The organism is Pseudomonas sp. LH21 (genome assembly GCF_036549575.1).
GTDB classification, from domain to species: Bacteria; Pseudomonadota; Gammaproteobacteria; order Pseudomonadales; family Pseudomonadaceae; genus Aquipseudomonas; species Aquipseudomonas peradeniyensis.
In genome coordinates, this window is the sequence record NZ_CP144367.1 from 3,778,802 (window position 1) to 3,798,286 (window position 19,485).

Here is a 19,485-nt window from a genome sequence, read left to right on the forward strand (position 1 = left end):
CGGGGCCGCTTTGCGGCCCTTTCCGGCCGCAAAGCGGTCCCAACCCTCAATGCCCGAGGCTGGTGACCGCCTGCTTCGCCGCGATCTCCTGCCCCGCACGGGCCAGCTCGTCCGCCGCCTGCAACCAGCGCTGGCGATCCACCTGGGCCGGCAGTTGCCGTGGCGACTGCAGCAGCACCGCCCAGTTGCCCTCCTTGGCCCACGCCGACTCGAAATCATCGAAGGCCATCAACTGGCGCCGATGCATGCCCGAACGCAGCAGCACCCGCTGCTTGTAGCGGTCGTAGCCGATCAGCACTGCATAGCGCGGCTCGCTCCACCAGGCCGAACCTTCCTGATAACGCAGCAGCACCGGATAGCCGGCGGCCACCTGCGCGAGCAGCGCGTCCAGGTGCTTGTCCAGCGGGTAGACCACCCGCCCGTACTCGCGGGCTACCCGGGGGATGCCGGTGTCCAGCGATTCGGCGGCCTTGGGCAGGCCCAGCGCCTTGTCGAGCAGGCCCGGGGTGATCGGCGCGCCCTGTTGCGACAGCACCGCGGCCAGGGCCATCGAGCCGCTGTGGTTGGCGTTGCCGCGATAGAACGGCACGCTGCTGATCTCGACCCGCTGCGGCAGGCCCTTGAGCGCGGCCGGTGGCGTGCCGGCGCAGCCGGACAGGGTCGCCGCCACCAGGCAGGCGGCCAGCAGGCGACGTGGGCCCAGGGCCCGAAACTTGGAGAGCTTTTGCAACGTGGACACTCGCTTGTTCCGCGGCCAGGCAGGCGCGCCCGGCCAAGAAGCCTGATCATAGGATGCCGACGTTCGCGGGTATAGCCCGGTGCCGACTTGGAACGAAACGGCCCAAGGACTAGACCTTCGGTCAATGGAACGTCACAGCCGACAGGCTAGACTGAAGCTGTGTCTGGATGGCGAGCACGGCTCGCCAGAGAGAAGGAGGCACACATGAGCCTGACAATGGCAATTCTCGTGTTGGTCGGCATGTGGCTCAGCGTCGCGGCGGCCATGCTCTGGGGGGTGTTGCGCATCGTGCGCCGGCATTCCCACCCTCATCACTTGCCACCACAGGCCGTGGCCAAGGCCCAGCCGGTGCGTCGTGCACGACGCCATGCCGGGGCGCATTGACCTGAAACCTTCCTGAAAAGCATCGCGGGGCAAGCCCGCTCCCACGCCAGGAATAATTCTTGGCGTGGGAGCGGGCTTGCCCCGCGATGGCTTCAGGCGAGATCAGCCCTCGGCCGCCTCACGCTTCAAGCGCGCCCGGCGCGCCAGGATGTTGAGGATCTCGATCGCCGTCGAGAACGCCATGGCCGCATACACATAACCTTTCGGTACATGGGCGCCAAAGCCTTCGGCGATCAGGGTCATGCCGATCATGATCAGGAAGCCCAGGGCCAGCATCACCACGGTCGGGTTGTCGTTGATGAACTTGGCCAGCGGGTCGGCGGCCACCAGCATAACGATCACGGCGCTGATCACGGCGATGATCATGATCGGCAGGTGCTCGGTCATGCCCACGGCGGTGATGATGCTGTCGATCGAGAAAACGATGTCCAGCAGCAGGATCTGGAAGATCGCCGCGGTGAAGCCGATGGTCACGGCGTTGCCGGCCTTGGACTCTTCCTTGGCGCCATGGGGGTCGACGCTTTCATGGATCTCCTTGGTCGCCTTCCACAGCAGGAACAGGCCACCGGCGATGAGGATCATGTCCTTCCACGAGAACGTGTGGCCGAACACCTCGATGACCGGTTCGGTCAGCTGGACGATCCAGGCCACGGTGCTGAGCAGCGCCAGGCGCATGACCAGGGCCATGCTGATACCGATACGGCGGGCCTTGGAGCGGTACTGCTCAGGCAGCTTGTTGGTGAGGATGGAGATGAAGATCAGGTTGTCGATACCAAGCACGACCTCCATGGCCACCAGGGTGGCGAGGGCAACCCAGGCGGTGGGGCTTGCGGCGAGTTCCAGCAAATATTCCATTGGTCAGTCCTGCTCTCAGATGTCCTGGGTGTCTTTCTTGTCGTCTTCGGCCTTGGCCTTCTCGGCATCGCTGCCGATGGCGTCGCTCAGGGCCTGCTGGGCGGCGTCGTTGGTCTTGTCGATGGCCTGCTTGGCGGTTTCGGCGGCCTGGTCGAGCATCTGCTGGGCGGATTTCTCGGCCTGGTCGCAACCGGACATGGCGAACAGGGCCAGGGCCAGCACCAGCGGTGTACCAATGGATTTGAGTTGTAGCATGAGGTCCTCGCTTGTCGAATTCCGGGCGGCGCGTCATGCGCCTGATGGGGAGGCATTCTAAAGAGGCTGAAACATCCGGAAAATTCGTTTTTTCGGCGTGTATACTTCGGTTTTTCCGAACTGAGGCAAGCCATGCTCAACTACCGCCAGCTCCACTATTTCTGGGCCGTGGCCAAGACCGGCAGCATCGCCCGCGCCAGCGAGCAGCTGAACCTGACCCCGCAGACCATCAGCGGCCAGATCAGCCTGTTCGAGCAGACCTGGAACCTGGAGCTGTTCCAGCGCGTCGGCCGCCAGCTGGAGCTGACCGAGACCGGGCGCCAGGCGCTGGTCTACGCCGAGCAGATGTTCCAGATCGGCGGCGAGCTGGAGGCCATGCTGCGGGCCGGGCCGCAGGAGCAGATCCTGTTTCGCGTGGGGGTGGCCGACGTGGTGCCCAAGTCCATCGTCTACCGCCTGCTGGCGCCGACCATGGAGCTGGACGAGGTGCTGCGCATCAGCTGCCGCGAGGACAAGCTCGAGCGGCTGCTGGCGGACCTGGCGATCCAGCGTCTGGACCTGGTGATCTCCGACAGCCCCATGCCCAGCCACCTGGACATCAAGGGCTACAGCCAGAAACTCGGTGAGTGCGGCCTGAGCTTCTTCGCCACGCCCACGCTGGCCGAACGCCTCGACCGGCCCTTCCCCGCCTGCCTGGACGACGCACCGTTGCTGATCCCCGGCCAGGAAACCGTGGTGCGCAGCCGGCTGCTGCGCTGGCTGGCCGAACAGCAGGTGCAGCCGCGTATCGTCGGCGAGTTCGACGACAGCGCGCTGATGCAGGCCTTCGGCCAGTCGGGCAGCGGCATCTTCGTCGCCCCCAGCGTGATCGCCGAGGAAGTCTGCCGCCAGTACGGGGTGCGGCTGATCGGCCAGACCGAGGCGGTGAACGAGTCGTTCTACGCCATTTCGGTGGAGCGCAAGGTCAAGCACCCGGGGATCCTGGCGATCACCGAGGGCGCGCGGCGGGAGTTGTTTCACTGGTAACCCGTCGGGTACACAGGGTGCGTGGGAGCGGGCTTGCCCCGCGATTCAGGCGAAACCGCTTCGGCCAGTGATCGCGGGGCAAGCCCGCTCCCACGCTATGCCCCGCAGGTCTGTGATAAAGTCGCGCGCTTTCACGTAACTGGATTGCGCTGCACATGACCCCCATCCTCCGCCTCATCAACCGCACCGGCCTGGTGACGCAGATCTGCATCGGCCTGGTGGCCGGCATTCTCCTCGCCCTGCTCGCCCCCGCCGTGGCCCGCGACCTGGCGTTCCTCGGCAAGGTCTTCGTCAGCGCCCTGAAGGCCGTGGCGCCGGTGCTGGTGTTCATCCTGGTGATGGCCTCGATCGCCAACCACCGCCATGGGCAGGAAACCCACATCCGCCCGATCCTCTGGCTGTACCTGCTGGGCACCTTCGCCGCGGCGGTGGTGGCCGTGGCGGCGAGCATGCTGTTCCCGTCCAACCTGGCGCTGAGCACCAGCGACGCTGCGCTGAGCGCCCCCGGCGGTATCGCCGAGGTGCTGCAGAACCTGCTGCTCAGCGCCGTGGACAACCCGGTCAACGCGCTGCTCAACGCCAACTTCATCGGCGTGCTGACCTGGGCCATCGGCCTGGGCGTGGCCCTGCGCCATGCCAACGACACCACCCGCACCGTGGTCGAGGACCTGTCCAACGGCGTGACCCTGATCGTGCGCGTGGTGATCCGCTTCGCCCCGCTGGGCATCTTCGGCCTGGTCAGCGCCACCCTGGCGCAATCGGGCCTGGACGCGTTGCTCGGCTACCTGCACCTGCTCGGCGTGCTGATCGGCTGCATGCTGTTCGTGGCGCTGGTGATGAACCCGCTGATCGTGTTCTGGAAGATCCGCCGCAACCCCTACCCGCTGACCCTGCTGTGCCTGCGCGAGAGCGGCATCACCGCGTTCTTCACCCGCAGCTCGGCGGCCAACATCCCGGTCAACCTGGCGCTGTCGGAAAAGCTCGGCCTGCATGAGGACACCTATTCGGTGTCGATCCCGCTGGGCGCGACCATCAACATGGCCGGCGCGGCGATCACCATCACCGTGCTGACCCTGGCCGCCGTGCACACCCTGGGCATCCCGGTGGACCTGCCGACCGCGGTGCTGCTCAGCGTGGTGGCAGCAGTCTGCGCCTGTGGCGCCTCGGGCGTGGCCGGCGGCTCGCTGCTGCTGATCCCGCTGGCCTGCAGCCTGTTCGGCATCCCCAGCGAGATCGCCATGCAGGTGGTGGCGGTCGGCTTCATCATCGGCGTGCTGCAGGATTCGGCGGAAACCGCGCTGAACTCCTCCACCGACGTGCTGTTCACCGCGGCGGCGTGCCAGGCCATGGAACGACGCAGCGCCTGAAGCCCTCGTTACCGGTCAAGCCGCTTGCGTTGGAAGCGGGCTTGACCGGCAATGCCCCGGTGATTGCTTAAGCCCGGCGCTTTACCTAGGCTAGTGGCCTTTTCCTCGCAATGAGACAGGGCCATGTCAGAACACCAAACCACCGGCGAAGGCCGTTTCAGCAGCATCGAGATCCGCGTGCTCGGCTCGCTGATCGAGAAGCAGGCCACCAGCCCGGAAACCTACCCCCTGACCCTCAATGCCCTGGTCCTGGCCTGCAACCAGAAGACCAGCCGCGAACCCGTCATGAACCTCTCCCCCGGCCAGGTCGGCCAGGCCCTGCGCGCCCTGGAGAACCAGGAAATGGCACGCCTGCAGATGGGCAGCCGCGCCGACCGCTGGGAACAGCGGGTGGACAAGGCCCTGGAGCTGGTGCCGGCGCAGCTGGTGCTGATGGGGCTGATGTTCCTGCGCGGCCCGCAGACCCTCAGCGAGCTGCTGACCCGCAGCAACCGCCTGTACGCCTTCGAGGACGTCGATCAGGTCCAGCACCAGCTCGAGCGCCTGGTCTCGCGCGAACTGGCCCTGCATCTGCCGCGCCAGGCCGGCCAGCGCGAAGACCGCTACACCCACGCCCTGGGCGACCCGGCCGAGATCGAGGCGATTCTCGCCGCCCGCCAGCAGGACGGCGGCGGCCGCCCCGGCAGCGCGGCGGACGAGCGCATCGAGGCGCTGGAAGCCCGGGTGGCGGCGCTGGAGGCGCGCCTGGCCCAGCTCGAAGGTTGACTCAGGGCTTTTCGGCGTCGGGGAAGTTGCGACAGCTCTTGCGTTCGGCCAGCTCCCGCTCACTGGGGCGCTGGTCGACGAACACAGTGCGGCCGTCGGCGTAGATTTCCAGGTAGCCCCAGTGCAGGTCCTGCTCGGTCTGCCCGGGCTTGGGCGGGACGAGCCACCAGGGTTCGCGGCTGATCAGGTTCATGAGTGGGCTCCAGTGGGGCTGGGAATAGCTGGTGCGGTAACTATAGACAGCCAGGCATTGCATTCCCGCGCGGATTGTTCCTCCGAGGACAATTATGAAGTGCCCTGGGCACCGATTCTCACTGCCCTGCGACGGGTCTAATCTCGGTCTTGCAAACCCACTTCCCGCAAGGATCGACCACTATGTCCCGCCCACCACTGCCCCCCTTTACCCGTGAAACCGCCATCGAGAAGGTGCGCCTGGCCGAAGACGGCTGGAACAGCCGCGACGCCGCCAAGGTGGCCCTGGCCTATACCCTCGACACCCACTGGCGCAACCGCGCCGAGTTCTGCAGCAGCCGCGAAGAGGCCCAGGCCTTCCTCACCCGCAAGTGGAACCGCGAACTGGAGTACCGCCTGATCAAGGAACTCTGGGCCTTCACCGACAACCGCATCGCCGTGCGCTACGCCTACGAATACCGCGACGACAGCGGCCAGTGGTACCGCGCCTACGGCAACGAGAACTGGGAGTTCGCCGAGGACGGGCTGATGCGCAACCGCCACGCCAGCATCAACGAACAACCCATCAGTGAAGCCGAGCGCAAGTTCCGCTGGCCGCTGGGACGCCGCCCGGACGATCATCCTGGGCTGAGCGACTTCGGCTTCTGAGGAGCGACGCCGGATCTGCGGGGCCGTTCGACGGCCCCGTTTCAGGTTTGGGAAATGGACTACGTGAGCCTGGGAAACGGTGAGCGCAGCGTTGTGCCAGACTGCAGGGCGACTCCACTCCAGGACAGCCCGATGAGACCTCTTGATGCCCTTGAGCAACAGATCCCTCTGTTCGCCACCCTGGCCACGCACTCGGCCTACCTACGCGCCTTGCAAGACAGCCCATGCGGCATTATGTGTGTCGACGAGGGTGAACTGGTACGTATCGAGGCTGATGGTGCCCGGACAGTACTGGGCAAGGCCAGCCCCCGACGCAAGGTCAGGGTTGGTGAAATGCTCAGCGTAAGCAGGGTCGATGGCACGAAAGCCCGCAGGCGTGTAGCGGCTCCAGGCCATTCAAGACGCCTGTAGGAGCGGCCTTGCCGAGGCGTCGGACCGGCAAGGCCGCTCCTACAGGGGAACGCGCATGGCCGTCATTCGCTATCTCTCGCTCAACGGCCCCCCAATTCCCCGATCTTCTCCAACCGTGCCCGCACGATATTGCGGCTGATGTTCAGCAACCGTCCGGTCTGCAACTGATTGCCATGGCAATACCGATACGCGGCACGGAACACGGTCTCCTCGATGTGCTCGTACAGGTCCGGGATGTTCTGCTCGAACAATGCCAGCAAGGCGCTTTCCAGAGTCACTGGCGCCACCGCGCCCGGCGCCGGCAACCCGGTCACCTCCGGCTGCCCCAACGCCTGCGGGCGCATGTCCACCAGGTGCAGGTCCCCCGGCGCCACCTGCTGCTGCCGGCACACCAGCAGCGCATGGTGAATCGCGTTCTCCAGCTCGCGGATGTTGCCCGGCCAGCTGTGTGCCAGCAGCTTGCGCTCGGCCTCGATGCTCAGGCTGGCGCGCTCGTAGCCCAGGCGCCGGCAATGCTCCTCGATGAAGAACTCGGCCAGCGGCAGGATATCCCCCGGCCGCTCGCGCAGCGGCGGCAGGCGGATGGTCGCCACATGCAGGCGGTAGAACAGGTCTTCGCGAAAGTGCCCGGCCACCACGGCGTCGGCCAGGTTGACGTTGGTCGCCGCCACCAGGCGCACGTTGATCGGCACTGGGGTGCGCGAGCCGAGGCGCACCACTTCCCGCTCCTGCAGTACCCGCAGCAGCTTCACCTGCATGTTCAGCGGCAGGTCGCCGATCTCGTCGAGAAACAGCGTCCCGCCATTGGCGGCCTCGAACCAGCCGGCCTTGTTCGAGGTGGCGCCGGTGAAGGCGCCCTTCTCGTGGCCGAACAGCTCGCTCTCCACCAGGGTCTCGGCGAAGGCGCCGCAGTTCACCGCAACGAAAGGCTCGCGATGGCGGCGGCTGAGCTTGTGGATATGGCGGGCCACCAGCTCCTTGCCGGTGCCGGTCTCACCGATGATGAGGGTGTTGGCTTCGCTGGGGGCCAGGCGCTCGATGCGGCTGAGCAGCTCCTGGGAGCGCGGGTCCTTGAACACCAGCACGGTGGCGCGCACGGATTTGGTCAGCTCGCGGGCATTGGGATGGGTAATCAGCGACATAGGGGCATTCCTGGCAGTGTGTGCGCGCCCTCATAGTGCATGAAACAATTTAGACCGAAAAATTATTAATAAATATTTATATATTCGTTTAGTGAATATACAGAAAACCAATCGTTGCATTGCTGCTGGAGCAGCAACCGGTCAGCAACGGCCTGCCTGCCGATCAGCACCCCGAACCGCGCAACACTGCCGTCACAGTAACGCGTAACCCTTGCCGCACAAGGGCTGCAGCCTTGCCCGCAGCGCCCTGGCATGCATTTCGCTCCTGCCTGACAAACGCCTGGGCCGCTCAAGCACGCGGCCCGCACACTGTCGGGAGTGCAACATCATGAAAAACCTCTGGCGCCATGGCCTCGCCCTGCTCGGCCTGCTGTTGAGCCTCACCACGTGGGCCGGCGAGCCGCCCAAATCCGTGCGCATCGCCATCGTCGCCTTCACCCAGGGGGGCGTGCCGGTGTTCGGCGGCATCCCCGGGCGGGTGATCGAGGATGGCTGGCTCGCCCAGCAACTGGCCCAGCGCGGCATCAGCCTGGACTGGGTCGCCCTGCCCCACGCCGGCGCCGGTCCGCAGATCAACGAAGGTTTCAGCAACGACAGCCTGGACTTCGCCGTGCGCGGCGACCTGCCCTCGGTGATCGCCGGCGCCGGCAACGTGCCGGGCAAGCTGGTGGTGCCCGGTGGCAGCGGCAACAACGTGTACCTGGTGGTGCCGGCCAACTCCAGCGCCCGCAGCATCCAGGACCTCAAGGGCAAGCGCCTGGCCCTGCACCGTGGCCGGCCGTGGGAATTCGCCTTCAGCAACTTCCTCGTCAGCCAAGAGCTGCAACTGAGCGACTTCAAGATCGCCAACCTCAACCCGCAGGTCGGCGCGGCGGCGGTGTCGGCGGGCAAGGTGGATGCAGCGGTACTGCTCAACGAGGCCTATGCCCTGGAAGACAAGGGCGTGGCGCGCATCCTCTGGTCGACCAAGCAAGGCGCCGACGACTGGCGGCTGGTCTCGGACCTGTGGGCCACCGACCGTTTCGTCGAGCAGCACGCCGACCTCACTCAGCTGGTGGCCACCGCCTGGGTCAAGGCTGCCTGGTGGATCTCTCAGGAGCAGAACCGCGACGCCTACTACAAGTTGTCGTCCCGCGCGGGCGTCGCCGAGAGCGTGCTGCGCCGCGACGACCAGGACGACCCGGTGGCCTGGCAGGCGCGCTGGGCGCCGAAGAGCGATGCCCAGCTCAAGGCCCATTACCAGGCGCTGGCCCGCTACGCCTTGGACAACCGCCTGATCCGCACGCCCTACGACATCGGCCCGGATCTGGCCACCGGTTTCACCCGCCAGGCCCTGAGCGACCTGCAGCTCACCCATTACTGGCCGTCCCTCGACGCCCAGCTCAGCCAACACTGATCAAGAGATACGCCCATGAAACTGCACGTCTCATTCGCCCTGGGCCTCTCGGCCCTGGCCTTGTCCATTGCCGCCGTGGCCGCCGATACCTTCGTCCCCAAGCCCGACCCGCAACAGGGCGACGGCCGGGTATCGGCCTTCTACACCTGGAGCAAGGCCATCCCGGCCACCCCCGGCAAACTGCTGCGCAGCGAGCCGCTGGACAGCGCCCTGAGCCTGCCCAGCGCCGCCAGCGCGCAACGCATCCTCTACACCTCGCTGGACGGCATCGACGGCAAGACACCGATCGTGGTCTCCGGCGCGCTGTTCACCCCCAAGGGCAAGGCGCCCGCCGGCGGCTGGCCGGTGGCCAGTTGGGGCCATGGCACCGTGGGCATCGCCGATATCTGCGCGCCGTCCTGGGCCGGCCGCTCGTACCGTGACGTGCAGTACCTCAACCGCTGGCTCGACGAGGGTTATGCCATCGTCGCCACCGACTACCAGGGCCTGGGCGTGCCCGGCGGCCACCCACTGCTGAACAACCGCATGGCCGCCTACGGCATCCTCGACGCGGCCAAGGCCGTGGTCGCCGGCGTGCCGGGCCTGGCCAACAAGGTGCTGATCGTCGGCCAGTCGCAAGGCGGCGCCGGGGCCTTCGCCGCCGGCGCCTATGCCGCCACCTACGCGCCGGACCTCGGGGTGAAGGGCAGCATCGGCACTGGGGTGATCTACACCATCGGCGCGAAGAACGTCGGCGAGCAGGATGTGAACAAGGTCGATCCGGCGCTGGCCTACGGTTTCTACACCCTGCTGGCGGCGCAGCAGTACGACCCGAGCATCGACCCGCGCGACTTCTACACCGACAAGGCCCTGCCGCTGTTCGAGCAGGCGCGCAGCAGTTGCCTGTCCGCCCTGGTCAGCGATGTGGTCGGCAGCGGGCTGACCCCGGCCAATGCCAAAAAAGACTATCAGGGCGATCAGCTCAAGGCCTGGCTGGCCCAGGTGTCGTACCCGACCCTCAAGCTGGCGCAACCGATCTTCATCGGCACCGGTGCCGAGGACAAGACCCCCGCCGCCAGCACCCAGGTGGCGCTGATGCAGGATGCCTGCAAGGCCGGTTCCGTGGTCCAGGGCCACCTGTACAAGGGCCTGGGCCACAGCGAGACAGTCAACGCCTCGCTCCGGGACTCGATCCCGTTCGCCCGCCAGGTCATCAGCGGCCAGCCTGTCACCCCGATCTGCAACCCCAGTGTCCAGTAAGCCAGGAGCGCGACCATGAGCCTCGAATTCTTCACCCGCCTGCCACTGCACGGCGAGACCCAGTTCCTCCCGGGCGACCCGCGCAACCGCGGCGACTGGCATGCCGGCGGCCCCAGCACCGGGGCCGTCTCGGGCTTCGCCGTGGGCGATCACTTCAGCTATATCGACTACCTCGGCCAGGTGGCTCGCGCCGCCGAGATCAACGGCTTCGGCGGCGCGCTGATGGTCAACGCGCCGAGTGGCGAGGAGCCGTGGACGGTGTGCTCGCTGCTGGCCCGCGAGACCCGCACGCTGAAGTTCGTCACCGCCTTCCAGCCCTACCACTACACGCCCTGGGTGGCGGTGCAGCAGGCCGCCACCTACCAGCGCGCCACCGGCAACCGGCTGGTGTGGAACATCATCAACGGCGGCTCGGACGCGATCCAGCGCCAGGTCGGCGACTTCGAAGGACACGATGAGCGCTACGCCCGCGCCACCGAGTTCATGGACGTGGTGCGCGGTTACTGGCACAACCCCGACTTCCACTACCAGGGCCGCTACTACAGCGCCGAAGGCGGTGGCCTGCGCGGGCCATTGAAGAAGGCCGAGCTGCCGCTGATCTGCACCGCGGGTTCGTCCGAGGCGGCGCGGGAGTTCGCCGCCCGGCACGCCGACTTCTACCTGATGCGCGCCGAGCACCCCGACGAAATCGCCGCGCTGATCGCCGACATCCGCGCTCGCGCCTTGAAGCACGGACGCAGCGATATCCGTTTCGGTCTGTCGATCGATGTCATCACCCGCGACACCGAGGAGGCCGCGCTGGCCGAGGCCAAGCGCTTCTTCGACGAGGGCGTGGCCAAGGGCACGGTCAAGGCCCGCGCTGCCCATGCCGGGCTGCGCACCGCGCGCAAGCTGAGCTACGAGCACGAATACGCCGACCAGGACGAAGCGCGGGCCTTCGACGACTTCTTCATCCACCCCAACGTGTGGACCGGTTTCGGCTACATCGGCATCCCGCCGGGCTGCGCCTTGGTCGGCAGCCACGCCAACGTGGTGGCGCGGATCCGCGAATACCATGCCATAGGCATCGACCTGTTCTTCCTCGCCGGCTACCCGCACCTGGAAGAGGCCTACCGCCTCGGCGAATACATCCTGCCGCATTTCCGTGACCAACGCGCCCCGCTCACTCGTCCGGGCCTGGCCTGACCTCGGCGGCGCGCAGCCAGAGCGCTCGCTGTTCAGTGCATGGCGCTTCGAGAATCTCTGGCTAAAAGGCTGAGCACTACCCCCTGTAGGAGATCGCCCAGCCCTCCGGGCTACGCTGTCGCGCAGGGAACAGAATTCCAGCGTGGGAGCGGGCTTGCCCCGCGATCACCGGCGTAGCCGGTGCCAAACGCCGCATCGCGGGGCAAGCCCGCTCCCACGCTGTCCCAGTCAAATCAAAGAGTTGTGTTTTGTTCCAGGAGAGCAGCCAACCGCAGGCGCAGGCGGCCTGCAGGGTGCCATAGGTCGGTTGCTCTGCCGTCACCTTTGGCGTTTGAGGTAGGGATATGGCATAGATCGCCATATCCCTTCATTACCTGGAGCACAGCATGGCCACTCACAATGTGTTTGTCCCAGGCCCCATGGAGCAGACCATCGAAGAGCTTGTGCAAACGGGTCGCTACCAAAACCTCAGCGAGGTGGTGCGTGCGGGCCTGCGCATGCTCATCGATCACGAAGCTCAGGAGCAGGCACGCCTCGAGGCCCTGCGTACCGCTGCCAGCATCGGCATCATGCAACTGAACGCCGGTCAGTTCGATGAGGTCGACCTGGACAATCTGGATGAGTACCTGGGGAGCCTGGGGCAGGCTGATAAAGAATGACACGGCAGGACGAGTCGCACGCCCCAGAGGATCTTGACCTCCATGAGCGTGCTCCATGCGCGAAAGGTGGGGGATCAGTTGCGGCGGTCGATGCCGGGCACCAGGCCCAGTTCGCTGGCGCGCTCGTACAGGCCGCTCATCTTCCACTGCTGGGTGAGCACGCCCGGGCCATAGGGGCGCGAGCCGCCGAGGGCGTCGGCGAGCAGCTGGATCTGCGCGCCCTCCTCCAGCAGCAGGATGAACTCGGCGGTGGCGCGCAGGCCATGCTTGCCCCACACAGTGGCGCCGCCGTTGGCCTCGAGAATGGCCAGGTTGAACGGGTTGGCGACGATCTGCTCGAGGATGAAATCCACCTCGGCCTGGCGGCGGTCGATGTACACCGGCAGCTCGCGGGCCAGCTGGTAGCGCTGCACAGGCACGTAGTGGAACGGCAGGCTGCGGTGGGTCTGGGCCCAGGCGCCTAGATACGGGCTGTGCACGTGGGACACGGTGGTGATGTCGGCGTGGGTCTGGAACAGCTTGGTGTAGCGGCCCAGCCCTCCCTTGCCCTTGCCCTTGCCGAGGATGACATTGCCGGCGAAGTCGCTGACCGTCGCCTCCAGCGGCTTGCGGTGGTTCCACGGGCCGCCGTAGTTCACCGATACCAGCAGCTCCTCGCCGGGCACCCGCTCGATGAAGCCGACGGTGCCATTGGCGGTGATGGTGCGGGTTTCGCGAAACACGCTGAAGGCCGCTTCGGCCTCGGCCAGCACCTGGTCGGTGAGGGCTTGCAGCTCGGCGGTGAGGGGGCGTTCGTTGATCAGTACGGTCATGCTCGTTCTCCGGTATCAGGCGCGGCGCTGGGCCAGCAGGTCGTGGGCGGCTTGCAGGGGGCGGTGGTCGACCCAGTCGGCGAGGTCGAAGTCGCGTTCCAGGAAGCCATGCAGGTTGAGGAAGGTCTTCTGGATGTCGAGGAAGGCCAGGCGTTGGGGCGACAGGTCCGGTGCCAGGGTGGTGTGGAAGTCGCCGCGATAGGCGTCGGCCACGCCCTGGCTGCCGGCGCGGGTCTCGTCCTCGAGGATGGCGTTAAGCGCGTCGCGGTTGCCGGCGGCCCAGTCGGCGGCGCGCAGGGTCTGGGCGAGGAAGCGCGTCACCAGGTCGAAGTGCTCGTCGAGCAGGCGCTGGTGCACGGTGATCGGCCGTGGCGTGCCGTTGTTGATGCGGTGGCGCGGTTCAGGCAGGGCATCGAGGTCGATGCCCACCACCAGGCCCAGGCGGCGGGCGGCATCGGCGGCGGCGGCGCCTTTGACGTACACCGCGTCGACCTCGCCGCGCGCCAGCGGATCCAGGCCCGACCACAATCGTTGCAGGCCCAATTGCGGGGAGCCGGCGTCGAGTGGGTCGTGCAGCGCCACCTCCACCAGGTGCACGTCATCGAAGCCCAGGCGGGCCGAGGCCAGCGCGCCTTTGTAGCCGTGCAGGCTCATGGCCCGGGCGATGCTGCCGGGGCGGTCGGCGCCCCAGGCCGGCAGGGCCAGACGCTTGCCGCGCAGGTCCTCAGGGCGGCGGATGTTGCTGTCGGGGCGGACCAGGATGGTCTGCCATTCCTCGATCCAGGTCAGGCCGATCAGCCGCGTTGGCGCACCGGCGGCGCGGGCGGCCAGGGCTGGCAGGTTGCCGCCCTCGCGGAACAGCCCGGGTAGTTGGTGATCGTAGTGGTGATGGCCGAGCTGGCGGGCCTCCTGCAGGGTATCGATGGGCAGGCCGTCGGCGGCGAATTCGTCTTGCAGCCAGCCGAGCTTGTAGGCGATGCCCGAGGCGGTGGGCACCGGGCAGCGGGTGAACCAGAGGCGCTCCAGGGTTTCGGGTTTGGGGGTGGCTTGAGGGAGGGTCATGGGGGGCTCCTTGGACGTCGTGCGAGGACCATTGCAGCGGCCGTGCCAAGGGCTGGAATGCCCGGAACAATGGGATTTTCGATGATGGCCAGGGTGGTGATTGCTGACCAGGATGCAGGATTGCGGCGCGGGTGTTGCCAGATCAGCAGAAACCGCGACCAGGGGTGTTGCTGGAGCAGCAAGGATGCGCTGAAAGCCCTCTACTCCATGGACTTCAGGGCTGTGGCAAAGAAGTTGCTCTGGTGTTCGCAGGCATCGCGGGGCAAGCCCGCTCCCACACCGACCCGCGATGGGCCATACACCGCCACCGAGGTAACCCATGACCACCATCGAACACCCGCCAGCCCGGCGGATCACCCATGAAGCCGAAGCCATCGACATCGCCCGCCAGGTCGCCGGCGAAATCGCCGCCCTCGCCGCCGACCCAGAAAACAACCGGCAACTGCCCCGCCGCCAGGCCGAGCTGCTGTCGAGCAGCGGCCTCACCGCCATCGGCGTGCCCACACAGTTCGGCGGCCTCGGCGCCTCGGTCGCGACCATCGTCGAGACCGTGCGCCTGGTCTCCACCGCCGACGGCGGCGTCGGCCAGTTGTTGCAGATCCACAACGTGATGCTGCGCGGTGTGCTCGGCGGCTACCCCGACGAGGTCCGCGACCGTGTGCTGGCCGATGTACTGGCCGGCAAGCGCCTGGGCAATGCCCTGGCCGAGGTCGGCGGCAAGAACAAGTTCGCCCTAAAGACCCGCGTCGAACGCCGCGCCGACGGCAAGCTGGTACTCAATGGCAGCAAGTTCTACTCGACCGGCGCCTACCTGGCCGAGTGGATCTCGCTGACCGCCGCCAGCGAGGACGGTGGCGCCGGCGTGCTGCTGCACCGCGACACCCCCGGCCTGACCCTGGTCGATGACTGGGACGCCTTCGGCCAGCAACATTCGGTGAGCGGCACGGTGAAGTTCGACGAGATCGTCCTCGACGAGCGCTTCGTCACCTTCCGTAGTGGGCCGATGAAACGCACCGGCCTGACCTTCCCGCAGATCCTTCACGCCGCCATCGACAGCGGCATCGCCGCCGGCGCCCTGCAGGCGGCGCTGGACTACCTGCGCGAGCACGCCCGGGCCTGGGTCGAGAGCGGGGTTGAGCGGGCCAGCGACGAGCCGCACATCATCCGCCAGGTCGGCGAGTACGCCGTGGCCCTGCGCGGCGCCGAGTCGGTGCTGCGCGAGGCGGCGCGGGTGTTCGACGCCCATGAACGCAACCCGGCGGACAAGGCGCTGGAGGATGAGCTGATCCTCTCGGTGGCCACCGCCCGGGCGCATGCCGACGGCGCGGCGCTGAAGATCGCCAGCGACCTGTTTTCACTGCTGGGGGCCAGTGCTTCGCTGAGCAAGTGGAACCTGGACCGCTTCTGGCGCGATGCCCGCGTGCACACCACCCACGACCCGATCCGCTGGCGCCTGCACAACGTCGGCAACTACTACCTCAACGGGGTGGATCCGGGGGAGTACACGGCGGTGCTCAATGCCAAGGAAGCGCAAGGCGCTACACGTCGCTGACGCCATCGCGGGGCAAGCCCGCTCCCACGCCAGACCTGCAACGACACCATTGGCGTGGGAGCGGGCTTGCCCCGCGATGAGGCCCGCCCCACCATCAGACCCGAGCCCTGCATGACCTCCAGACACCCCCTCCTGCGCGCCCTGGCCATCTACCGCGAGATGCCCTGGCGCTTCATCCTGGTCGCCACCCTGTACATCGCCGGCAACCTGGGCCTGGCCTGGCAGCAATGGCTGATCGGTCACGCGGTCGACGATGTCGGCGCCGGCCGCGCCGTCACCCGCCTGGCCGACGGCAGCCTCGACGCCAGCCTGGGCTGGCACTGGCTGTGGACCCTGCTGGCCATCGCCCTGGCCCGGGGCCTGCTGCAGTACGCCGCCGCGGTGCTATCGCTGGTGCTCAGCCAGGCCTTGCTGACGCGCCTGCGCGAACGCATTCTCGAACAGGTCCAGGCCCTGCACCTGGGCTATCACTGGCGCCATGGCATGGGCGAGTTGCTGACCCGTACCACCCGCGATGCCGACAAGGTGCGCGATGCGCTGATCACCTTCTGGCGGCAGATCGTCGAAACCCCGCTGGTGCTGCTGGCGGCGGTCGGCCTGCTGGCCTGGTACGACCCGCTGCTGGGCCTGGTGCCACTGCTGCTGACCGGTGCCGGGCTGTGGCTGTTCGTGCGCCAGACCGAACGCCTGGTCGGCCTCGACCGGGCCGTGGCCACGGCCTACGACCAGGTCAGCCAGGACCTGGCCGAAGGTATCGGCGGCGTGCGGGTGATCAAGGCGTTCGGCCTCGAGGGCCGGCGCATCGCCCGCTTCGCCGAGCAGGTGACGCTGTTCAGCGGCCATGCCCGCACGGCGCTGGCCTATGCCAGCTCGCGCATTCCCCTGCCGCAGGCGGTAGTCGCCCTCGGTCATGTGTGGATCCTGGTGTACGGCGCCCACCAGGTGGCCGCCGGGCGCCTGGGCATCGGCGAGCTGGTGACCTCGCTGCTGGTGGGCACCACCCTGGTGTTTCGCATCGAAGGCATCGGCCGGGTCATGCAGACCTTCGCCGACGCCCGCGCCAGCGCCGAACGCATCTGGCAACTGCTCGACGAGCGCCCCGCCATTCGCAGCGGCCAGGGCGCGCTGCCAGAAGGGCCGCTGGGCCTGAAGCTGGAGCAGGTGCGCGTGGCCGCGCCGCAGGCCGGCCGCGACCTGCTGCATGGCTGCTCGCTGCAGCTGCGCCCCGGCGAGGTGGTGGCGCTGGTCGGCGCCACCGGCAGCGGCAAGAGCCTGCTGGCCAGCCTGCTGCCGCGCCTGGCCGAAGTGGATGGCGGCAGCGTGCGGGTCGGCAGCGACACCCATGGCTGGCACGATGTACGCGATTTCGACCTGGCGGCCTTGCGCCACCGGGTGCAGGTGCTGCCCCAGGAAAGCTTCCTGTTTTCCGACTCGCTCGCCGCCAACCTGCGCCTGGCCGCGCCCGACGCCACCGACAGCGAGCTGCGCGAGGCCCTGCGCCAGGCCGCCGCCGAGGATGTGCTGGAGCGCCTGCCCCACGGCCTGGACACACCGCTGGGCGACCGTGGCGTGACCCTGTCCGGCGGCCAGCGCCAGCGCCTGTGCCTGGCCCGCGCCCTGCTCGGCGCGCCCGACATCCTGTGCCTGGACGACGCCACCAGCGCCCTGGACGCCCAGAGCGAGCGCCGCGTGCTCGACAACCTGCGCCGTCAACGCAGCCAGACCGGTCGTGCGCCGACCCTGCTGCTGATCACCAGCCGCCTGTCCACCCTGCTGCTGGCCGATCGCGTGCTGCTGCTCGACGGCGGGCGCATCAGCGCCAGCGGCAGCCACGCCGAGCTGACGGCAAATAACGCCCACTACCGCGACCTGCTGGGGATCGAGCATGGCTGAAAGCGAAATCGACATCGAACAGCGCCTGGCCCGCCAGGCCCTCGACCGCGGCATGTTGGGCCGTCTGCTACCGCTGCTGCGGCCGATCCGTGGGGCGATCCTGAGCGTGATCGGCCTGGAACTGCTGCTGGTGTTCACCGTGTTCCTGCGGCCGTGGTTCGTCCGCGAACTGCTCGACCGCGGGCTGATCCAGGACGCCGGCCACTGGCTGCTGGACGAGCGCCTGGTGCTGTGGCTTGGCCTGGGCCTGGCCGCCAGCTGGCTGGGCCGCTTCCTGCTGGCGGGCGTCTCGCAGTTGATTGCCGGCGGCGCCGCCATCGGCGTGCTCAACGCCCTGCGCGTGCAGGTGTTCGCCCATGTCCAGGCGCTGTCGGTGAGCTACTTCGACCAGACCCGCGCCGGGCGCATCATCGCCCGCGCCGACCGCGACGTCGACGCGCTGGAGCCGTTGCTGGTGCAAGGCCCGCCGGAGCTGCTGGGCGCCCTGCTGCGCTGCGGCCTGGCCGGGGTGATGCTGTGGCGCATCGAGCCGAGCTTCTTCTACAGCCTGGCGGCCACCGTGCCGCTGCTGGCGCTGGCGACCTGGCGTTTCAAGCGGGTGTCGCAGCGCAACTGGGCCAAGGTCGCCGAGCAGCGCAGCCGCTTCACCGCGCATCTGGTCGAGAGCGTCAGCGGCGTGCGCCTGATCCAGCAGTGCGGGCGCGAGGCCAGCAACCAGCGGCGCTACCGGCACCTGCTGGAGGCCTTCAACCAGGCGCTGATCCACGGCAGCCTGCGCACCGGCTGGTTCGCGCCGTTCACCGCGCTGCTGGGCACGGCGGGCATGGCCGTGCTGTTGCTGGTGGGCGCCTTCGGCCTGGTCGAAGGCCGGGTGAGCGTCGGCCAGGTGGCCGAAAGCCTGTTCTACGTGTTCCTGTTCCTCGGCCCGTTGCAGGAGCTGTCGGACCTGTTCGAGCGCTACGCCACCGGCAGCGCCTCGGCGCAGCGCATCTTCCTGCTGCTCGACACCGGCGCCCAGGTGCTCGACCCCGCGCAGCCAAGGGCACTGGGCCGAGCCCGGGGCCAGGTGGACTTCGCGCAGGTCGGCTTCGCCTACAATGCCAACGCCCGCCCTGTGATCGACGGGCTCGACTTGCATATCCCGGCGGGCGAAGTGCTGGCCATCGTCGGCCCCTCGGGACATGGCAAGAGCACCCTGGTGCAATTGCTCACGCGCTTCTACGACGTGCGCCACGGCGCGGTGAAGCTCGACGGCATCGACCTGCGCGAGCTGGCCCAGCACGACCTGCGGCGCAACATCGGCGTGGTGCTGCAGGACAACGTGCTGTTCAGCGGCAGCCTCCTCGACAACCTGCGCCTGGCCCGGCCCGGCGCCGATGATGCCCAGCTGATCGCCGCCGCCCGCGAGCTGGGTGCCGACGAGGTGCTGGAGCGCCTGCCGCTGGGCTACCACACCGAGGTCGGCCCGCTGGGCAGCCACCTGAGCCACGGCCAGCGCCAGCTGGTGTGCCTGGTGCGCGCCTACCTGGCCGACCCTGCGGTGCTGGTGCTCGACGAAGCGACCTCGGCGGTCGACGTGCACACCGAGCGGCGTATCCAGCAGGCATTGCGCCGGCTGTGCCAAGGGCGCACGGCGATCATCATCGCCCACCGCCTGGCGACCATCCGCGACGCCGACCGGATCGCCGTGGTGCGCCATGGGCAGGTGGTCGAGCTGGGACGACATGCGGCGCTGGTGGAGGCCGGCGGGGTGTATGCCGGGTTGTACGCGGCGTATCTGCGCAGTGCCGGGGAGGTCGCCATCGAGAACTAGGGCCCTTTCGCGGGGCAAGCCCGCTCCCACGCCAACTGTGCCGTTGCGGGTCTGGCGTGGGAGCGGGCTTGCCCCGCGATAGGGCCCTGC

At 67.8% G+C, this 19,485-nt stretch carries 19 protein-coding genes; 12 read left to right on the forward strand and 7 right to left on the reverse strand.

Annotated elements, in window-relative coordinates; genetic code table 11:
• Positions 1 to 46: 46 nt before the first annotated feature.
• The gene (locus VUG52_RS17205; RefSeq protein WP_052896440.1) at positions 47 to 739 is read right to left on the reverse strand and encodes a peptidase C39 family protein; all 693 of its coding nucleotides are present in this window, start codon (positions 737 to 739) and stop codon (positions 47 to 49) included.
• 204 nt (positions 740 to 943) lie between these two features.
• Between VUG52_RS17205 and VUG52_RS17210 the strand changes: the two genes are divergently transcribed.
• Positions 944 to 1,123 (forward strand): hypothetical protein, encoded by a 180-nt coding sequence (locus tag VUG52_RS17210; RefSeq protein ID WP_050705211.1) that lies wholly within the window; start codon positions 944 to 946, stop codon positions 1,121 to 1,123.
• A gap of 102 nt (positions 1,124 to 1,225) precedes the next feature.
• On the opposite strand, the gene VUG52_RS17215 is transcribed toward VUG52_RS17210, so the two are convergent.
• Both VUG52_RS17215 and VUG52_RS17220 read right to left on the reverse strand, forming a co-directional pair.
• Positions 1,226 to 1,978, reverse strand: a complete 753-nt coding sequence (locus VUG52_RS17215; protein ID WP_050705210.1) for a TerC family protein — start codon at positions 1,976 to 1,978, stop codon at positions 1,226 to 1,228.
• A 15-nt stretch (positions 1,979 to 1,993) separates the two neighbouring features.
• Positions 1,994 to 2,233 carry a hypothetical protein gene (locus VUG52_RS17220; protein WP_050705209.1) on the reverse strand — a complete coding sequence of 80 codons (240 nt, stop codon included), beginning with the start codon at positions 2,231 to 2,233 and terminating at the stop codon, positions 1,994 to 1,996.
• 132 nt (positions 2,234 to 2,365) lie between these two features.
• Here VUG52_RS17220 and nhaR point away from each other — a divergent pair, with 132 nt between their 5' ends.
• The 3 genes from nhaR to VUG52_RS17235 all read left to right on the forward strand — a co-directional run bounded on the left by nhaR (position 2,366) and on the right by VUG52_RS17235 (position 5,391).
• On the forward strand, positions 2,366 to 3,259 hold the full coding sequence (gene nhaR / locus VUG52_RS17225; RefSeq protein ID WP_050705208.1) for a transcriptional activator NhaR: 894 nt from the start codon (positions 2,366 to 2,368) through the stop codon (positions 3,257 to 3,259).
• A gap of 155 nt (positions 3,260 to 3,414) precedes the next feature.
• A complete protein-coding gene (sstT, locus tag VUG52_RS17230) occupies positions 3,415 to 4,626 on the forward strand; it encodes a serine/threonine transporter SstT (protein ID WP_050705207.1) in 1,212 nt (403 codons plus the stop codon).
• Positions 4,627 to 4,749: 123 nt separating this feature from the next.
• Positions 4,750 to 5,391 carry a YceH family protein gene (locus tag VUG52_RS17235; RefSeq protein WP_198745278.1) on the forward strand — a complete coding sequence of 214 codons (642 nt, stop codon included), beginning with the start codon at positions 4,750 to 4,752 and terminating at the stop codon, positions 5,389 to 5,391.
• 1 nt (position 5,392) lies between these two features.
• Here VUG52_RS17235 and VUG52_RS17240 read toward each other — a convergent pair whose 3' ends face one another.
• Positions 5,393 to 5,584, reverse strand: coding sequence for a hypothetical protein (locus VUG52_RS17240; RefSeq protein WP_110738951.1), 192 nt, complete (start codon positions 5,582 to 5,584; stop codon positions 5,393 to 5,395).
• Positions 5,585 to 5,766: 182 nt separating this feature from the next.
• Between VUG52_RS17240 and VUG52_RS17245 the strand changes: the two genes are divergently transcribed.
• A complete protein-coding gene (locus VUG52_RS17245; RefSeq protein ID WP_050705204.1) occupies positions 5,767 to 6,231 on the forward strand; it encodes a nuclear transport factor 2 family protein in 465 nt (154 codons plus the stop codon).
• 491 nt (positions 6,232 to 6,722) lie between these two features.
• Here VUG52_RS17245 and VUG52_RS17250 read toward each other — a convergent pair whose 3' ends face one another.
• A complete protein-coding gene (locus VUG52_RS17250) occupies positions 6,723 to 7,784 on the reverse strand; it encodes a sigma-54 interaction domain-containing protein (RefSeq protein WP_262974615.1) in 1,062 nt (353 codons plus the stop codon).
• A 328-nt stretch (positions 7,785 to 8,112) separates the two neighbouring features.
• Between VUG52_RS17250 and VUG52_RS17255 the strand changes: the two genes are divergently transcribed.
• From VUG52_RS17255 to VUG52_RS17270, 4 genes are all read left to right on the forward strand, one after another.
• Positions 8,113 to 9,180 carry an ABC transporter substrate-binding protein gene (locus VUG52_RS17255; protein WP_050705200.1) on the forward strand — a complete coding sequence of 356 codons (1,068 nt, stop codon included), beginning with the start codon at positions 8,113 to 8,115 and terminating at the stop codon, positions 9,178 to 9,180.
• Between the two features lie 15 nt (positions 9,181 to 9,195).
• A complete protein-coding gene (locus tag VUG52_RS17260) occupies positions 9,196 to 10,419 on the forward strand; it encodes a lipase family protein (RefSeq protein WP_262974616.1) in 1,224 nt (407 codons plus the stop codon).
• A gap of 15 nt (positions 10,420 to 10,434) precedes the next feature.
• Entirely contained in the window at positions 10,435 to 11,604 is a 1,170-nt protein-coding gene (locus VUG52_RS17265) for an LLM class flavin-dependent oxidoreductase (protein ID WP_050705198.1), read from the forward strand.
• A gap of 386 nt (positions 11,605 to 11,990) precedes the next feature.
• A complete protein-coding gene (locus tag VUG52_RS17270; protein WP_050705197.1) occupies positions 11,991 to 12,263 on the forward strand; it encodes a type II toxin-antitoxin system ParD family antitoxin in 273 nt (90 codons plus the stop codon).
• 74 nt (positions 12,264 to 12,337) lie between these two features.
• Here the strand turns inward: VUG52_RS17270 and VUG52_RS17275 are convergent, their stop codons facing one another.
• Positions 12,338 to 13,075: a class II aldolase/adducin family protein gene (locus VUG52_RS17275; RefSeq protein WP_262952953.1), complete on the reverse strand. Its 738-nt coding sequence runs from the start codon at positions 13,073 to 13,075 to the stop codon at positions 12,338 to 12,340.
• 15 nt (positions 13,076 to 13,090) lie between these two features.
• The gene (locus tag VUG52_RS17280) at positions 13,091 to 14,137 is read right to left on the reverse strand and encodes an ABC transporter substrate-binding protein (RefSeq protein ID WP_050705195.1); all 1,047 of its coding nucleotides are present in this window, start codon (positions 14,135 to 14,137) and stop codon (positions 13,091 to 13,093) included.
• Positions 14,138 to 14,456: 319 nt separating this feature from the next.
• Here VUG52_RS17280 and VUG52_RS17285 point away from each other — a divergent pair, with 319 nt between their 5' ends.
• The 3 genes from VUG52_RS17285 to VUG52_RS17295 all read left to right on the forward strand — a co-directional run bounded on the left by VUG52_RS17285 (position 14,457) and on the right by VUG52_RS17295 (position 19,395).
• On the forward strand, positions 14,457 to 15,689 hold the full coding sequence (locus VUG52_RS17285; protein WP_262974339.1) for an acyl-CoA dehydrogenase family protein: 1,233 nt from the start codon (positions 14,457 to 14,459) through the stop codon (positions 15,687 to 15,689).
• A gap of 111 nt (positions 15,690 to 15,800) precedes the next feature.
• Positions 15,801 to 17,582, forward strand: a complete 1,782-nt coding sequence (locus VUG52_RS17290; protein ID WP_050705193.1) for an ABC transporter ATP-binding protein — start codon at positions 15,801 to 15,803, stop codon at positions 17,580 to 17,582.
• A complete protein-coding gene (locus VUG52_RS17295) occupies positions 17,575 to 19,395 on the forward strand; it encodes an ABC transporter ATP-binding protein (protein WP_050705192.1) in 1,821 nt (606 codons plus the stop codon). Before VUG52_RS17290 ends, VUG52_RS17295 begins: the two co-directional genes overlap by 8 nt.
• The last annotated feature ends 90 nt before the right edge of the window (positions 19,396 to 19,485 follow it).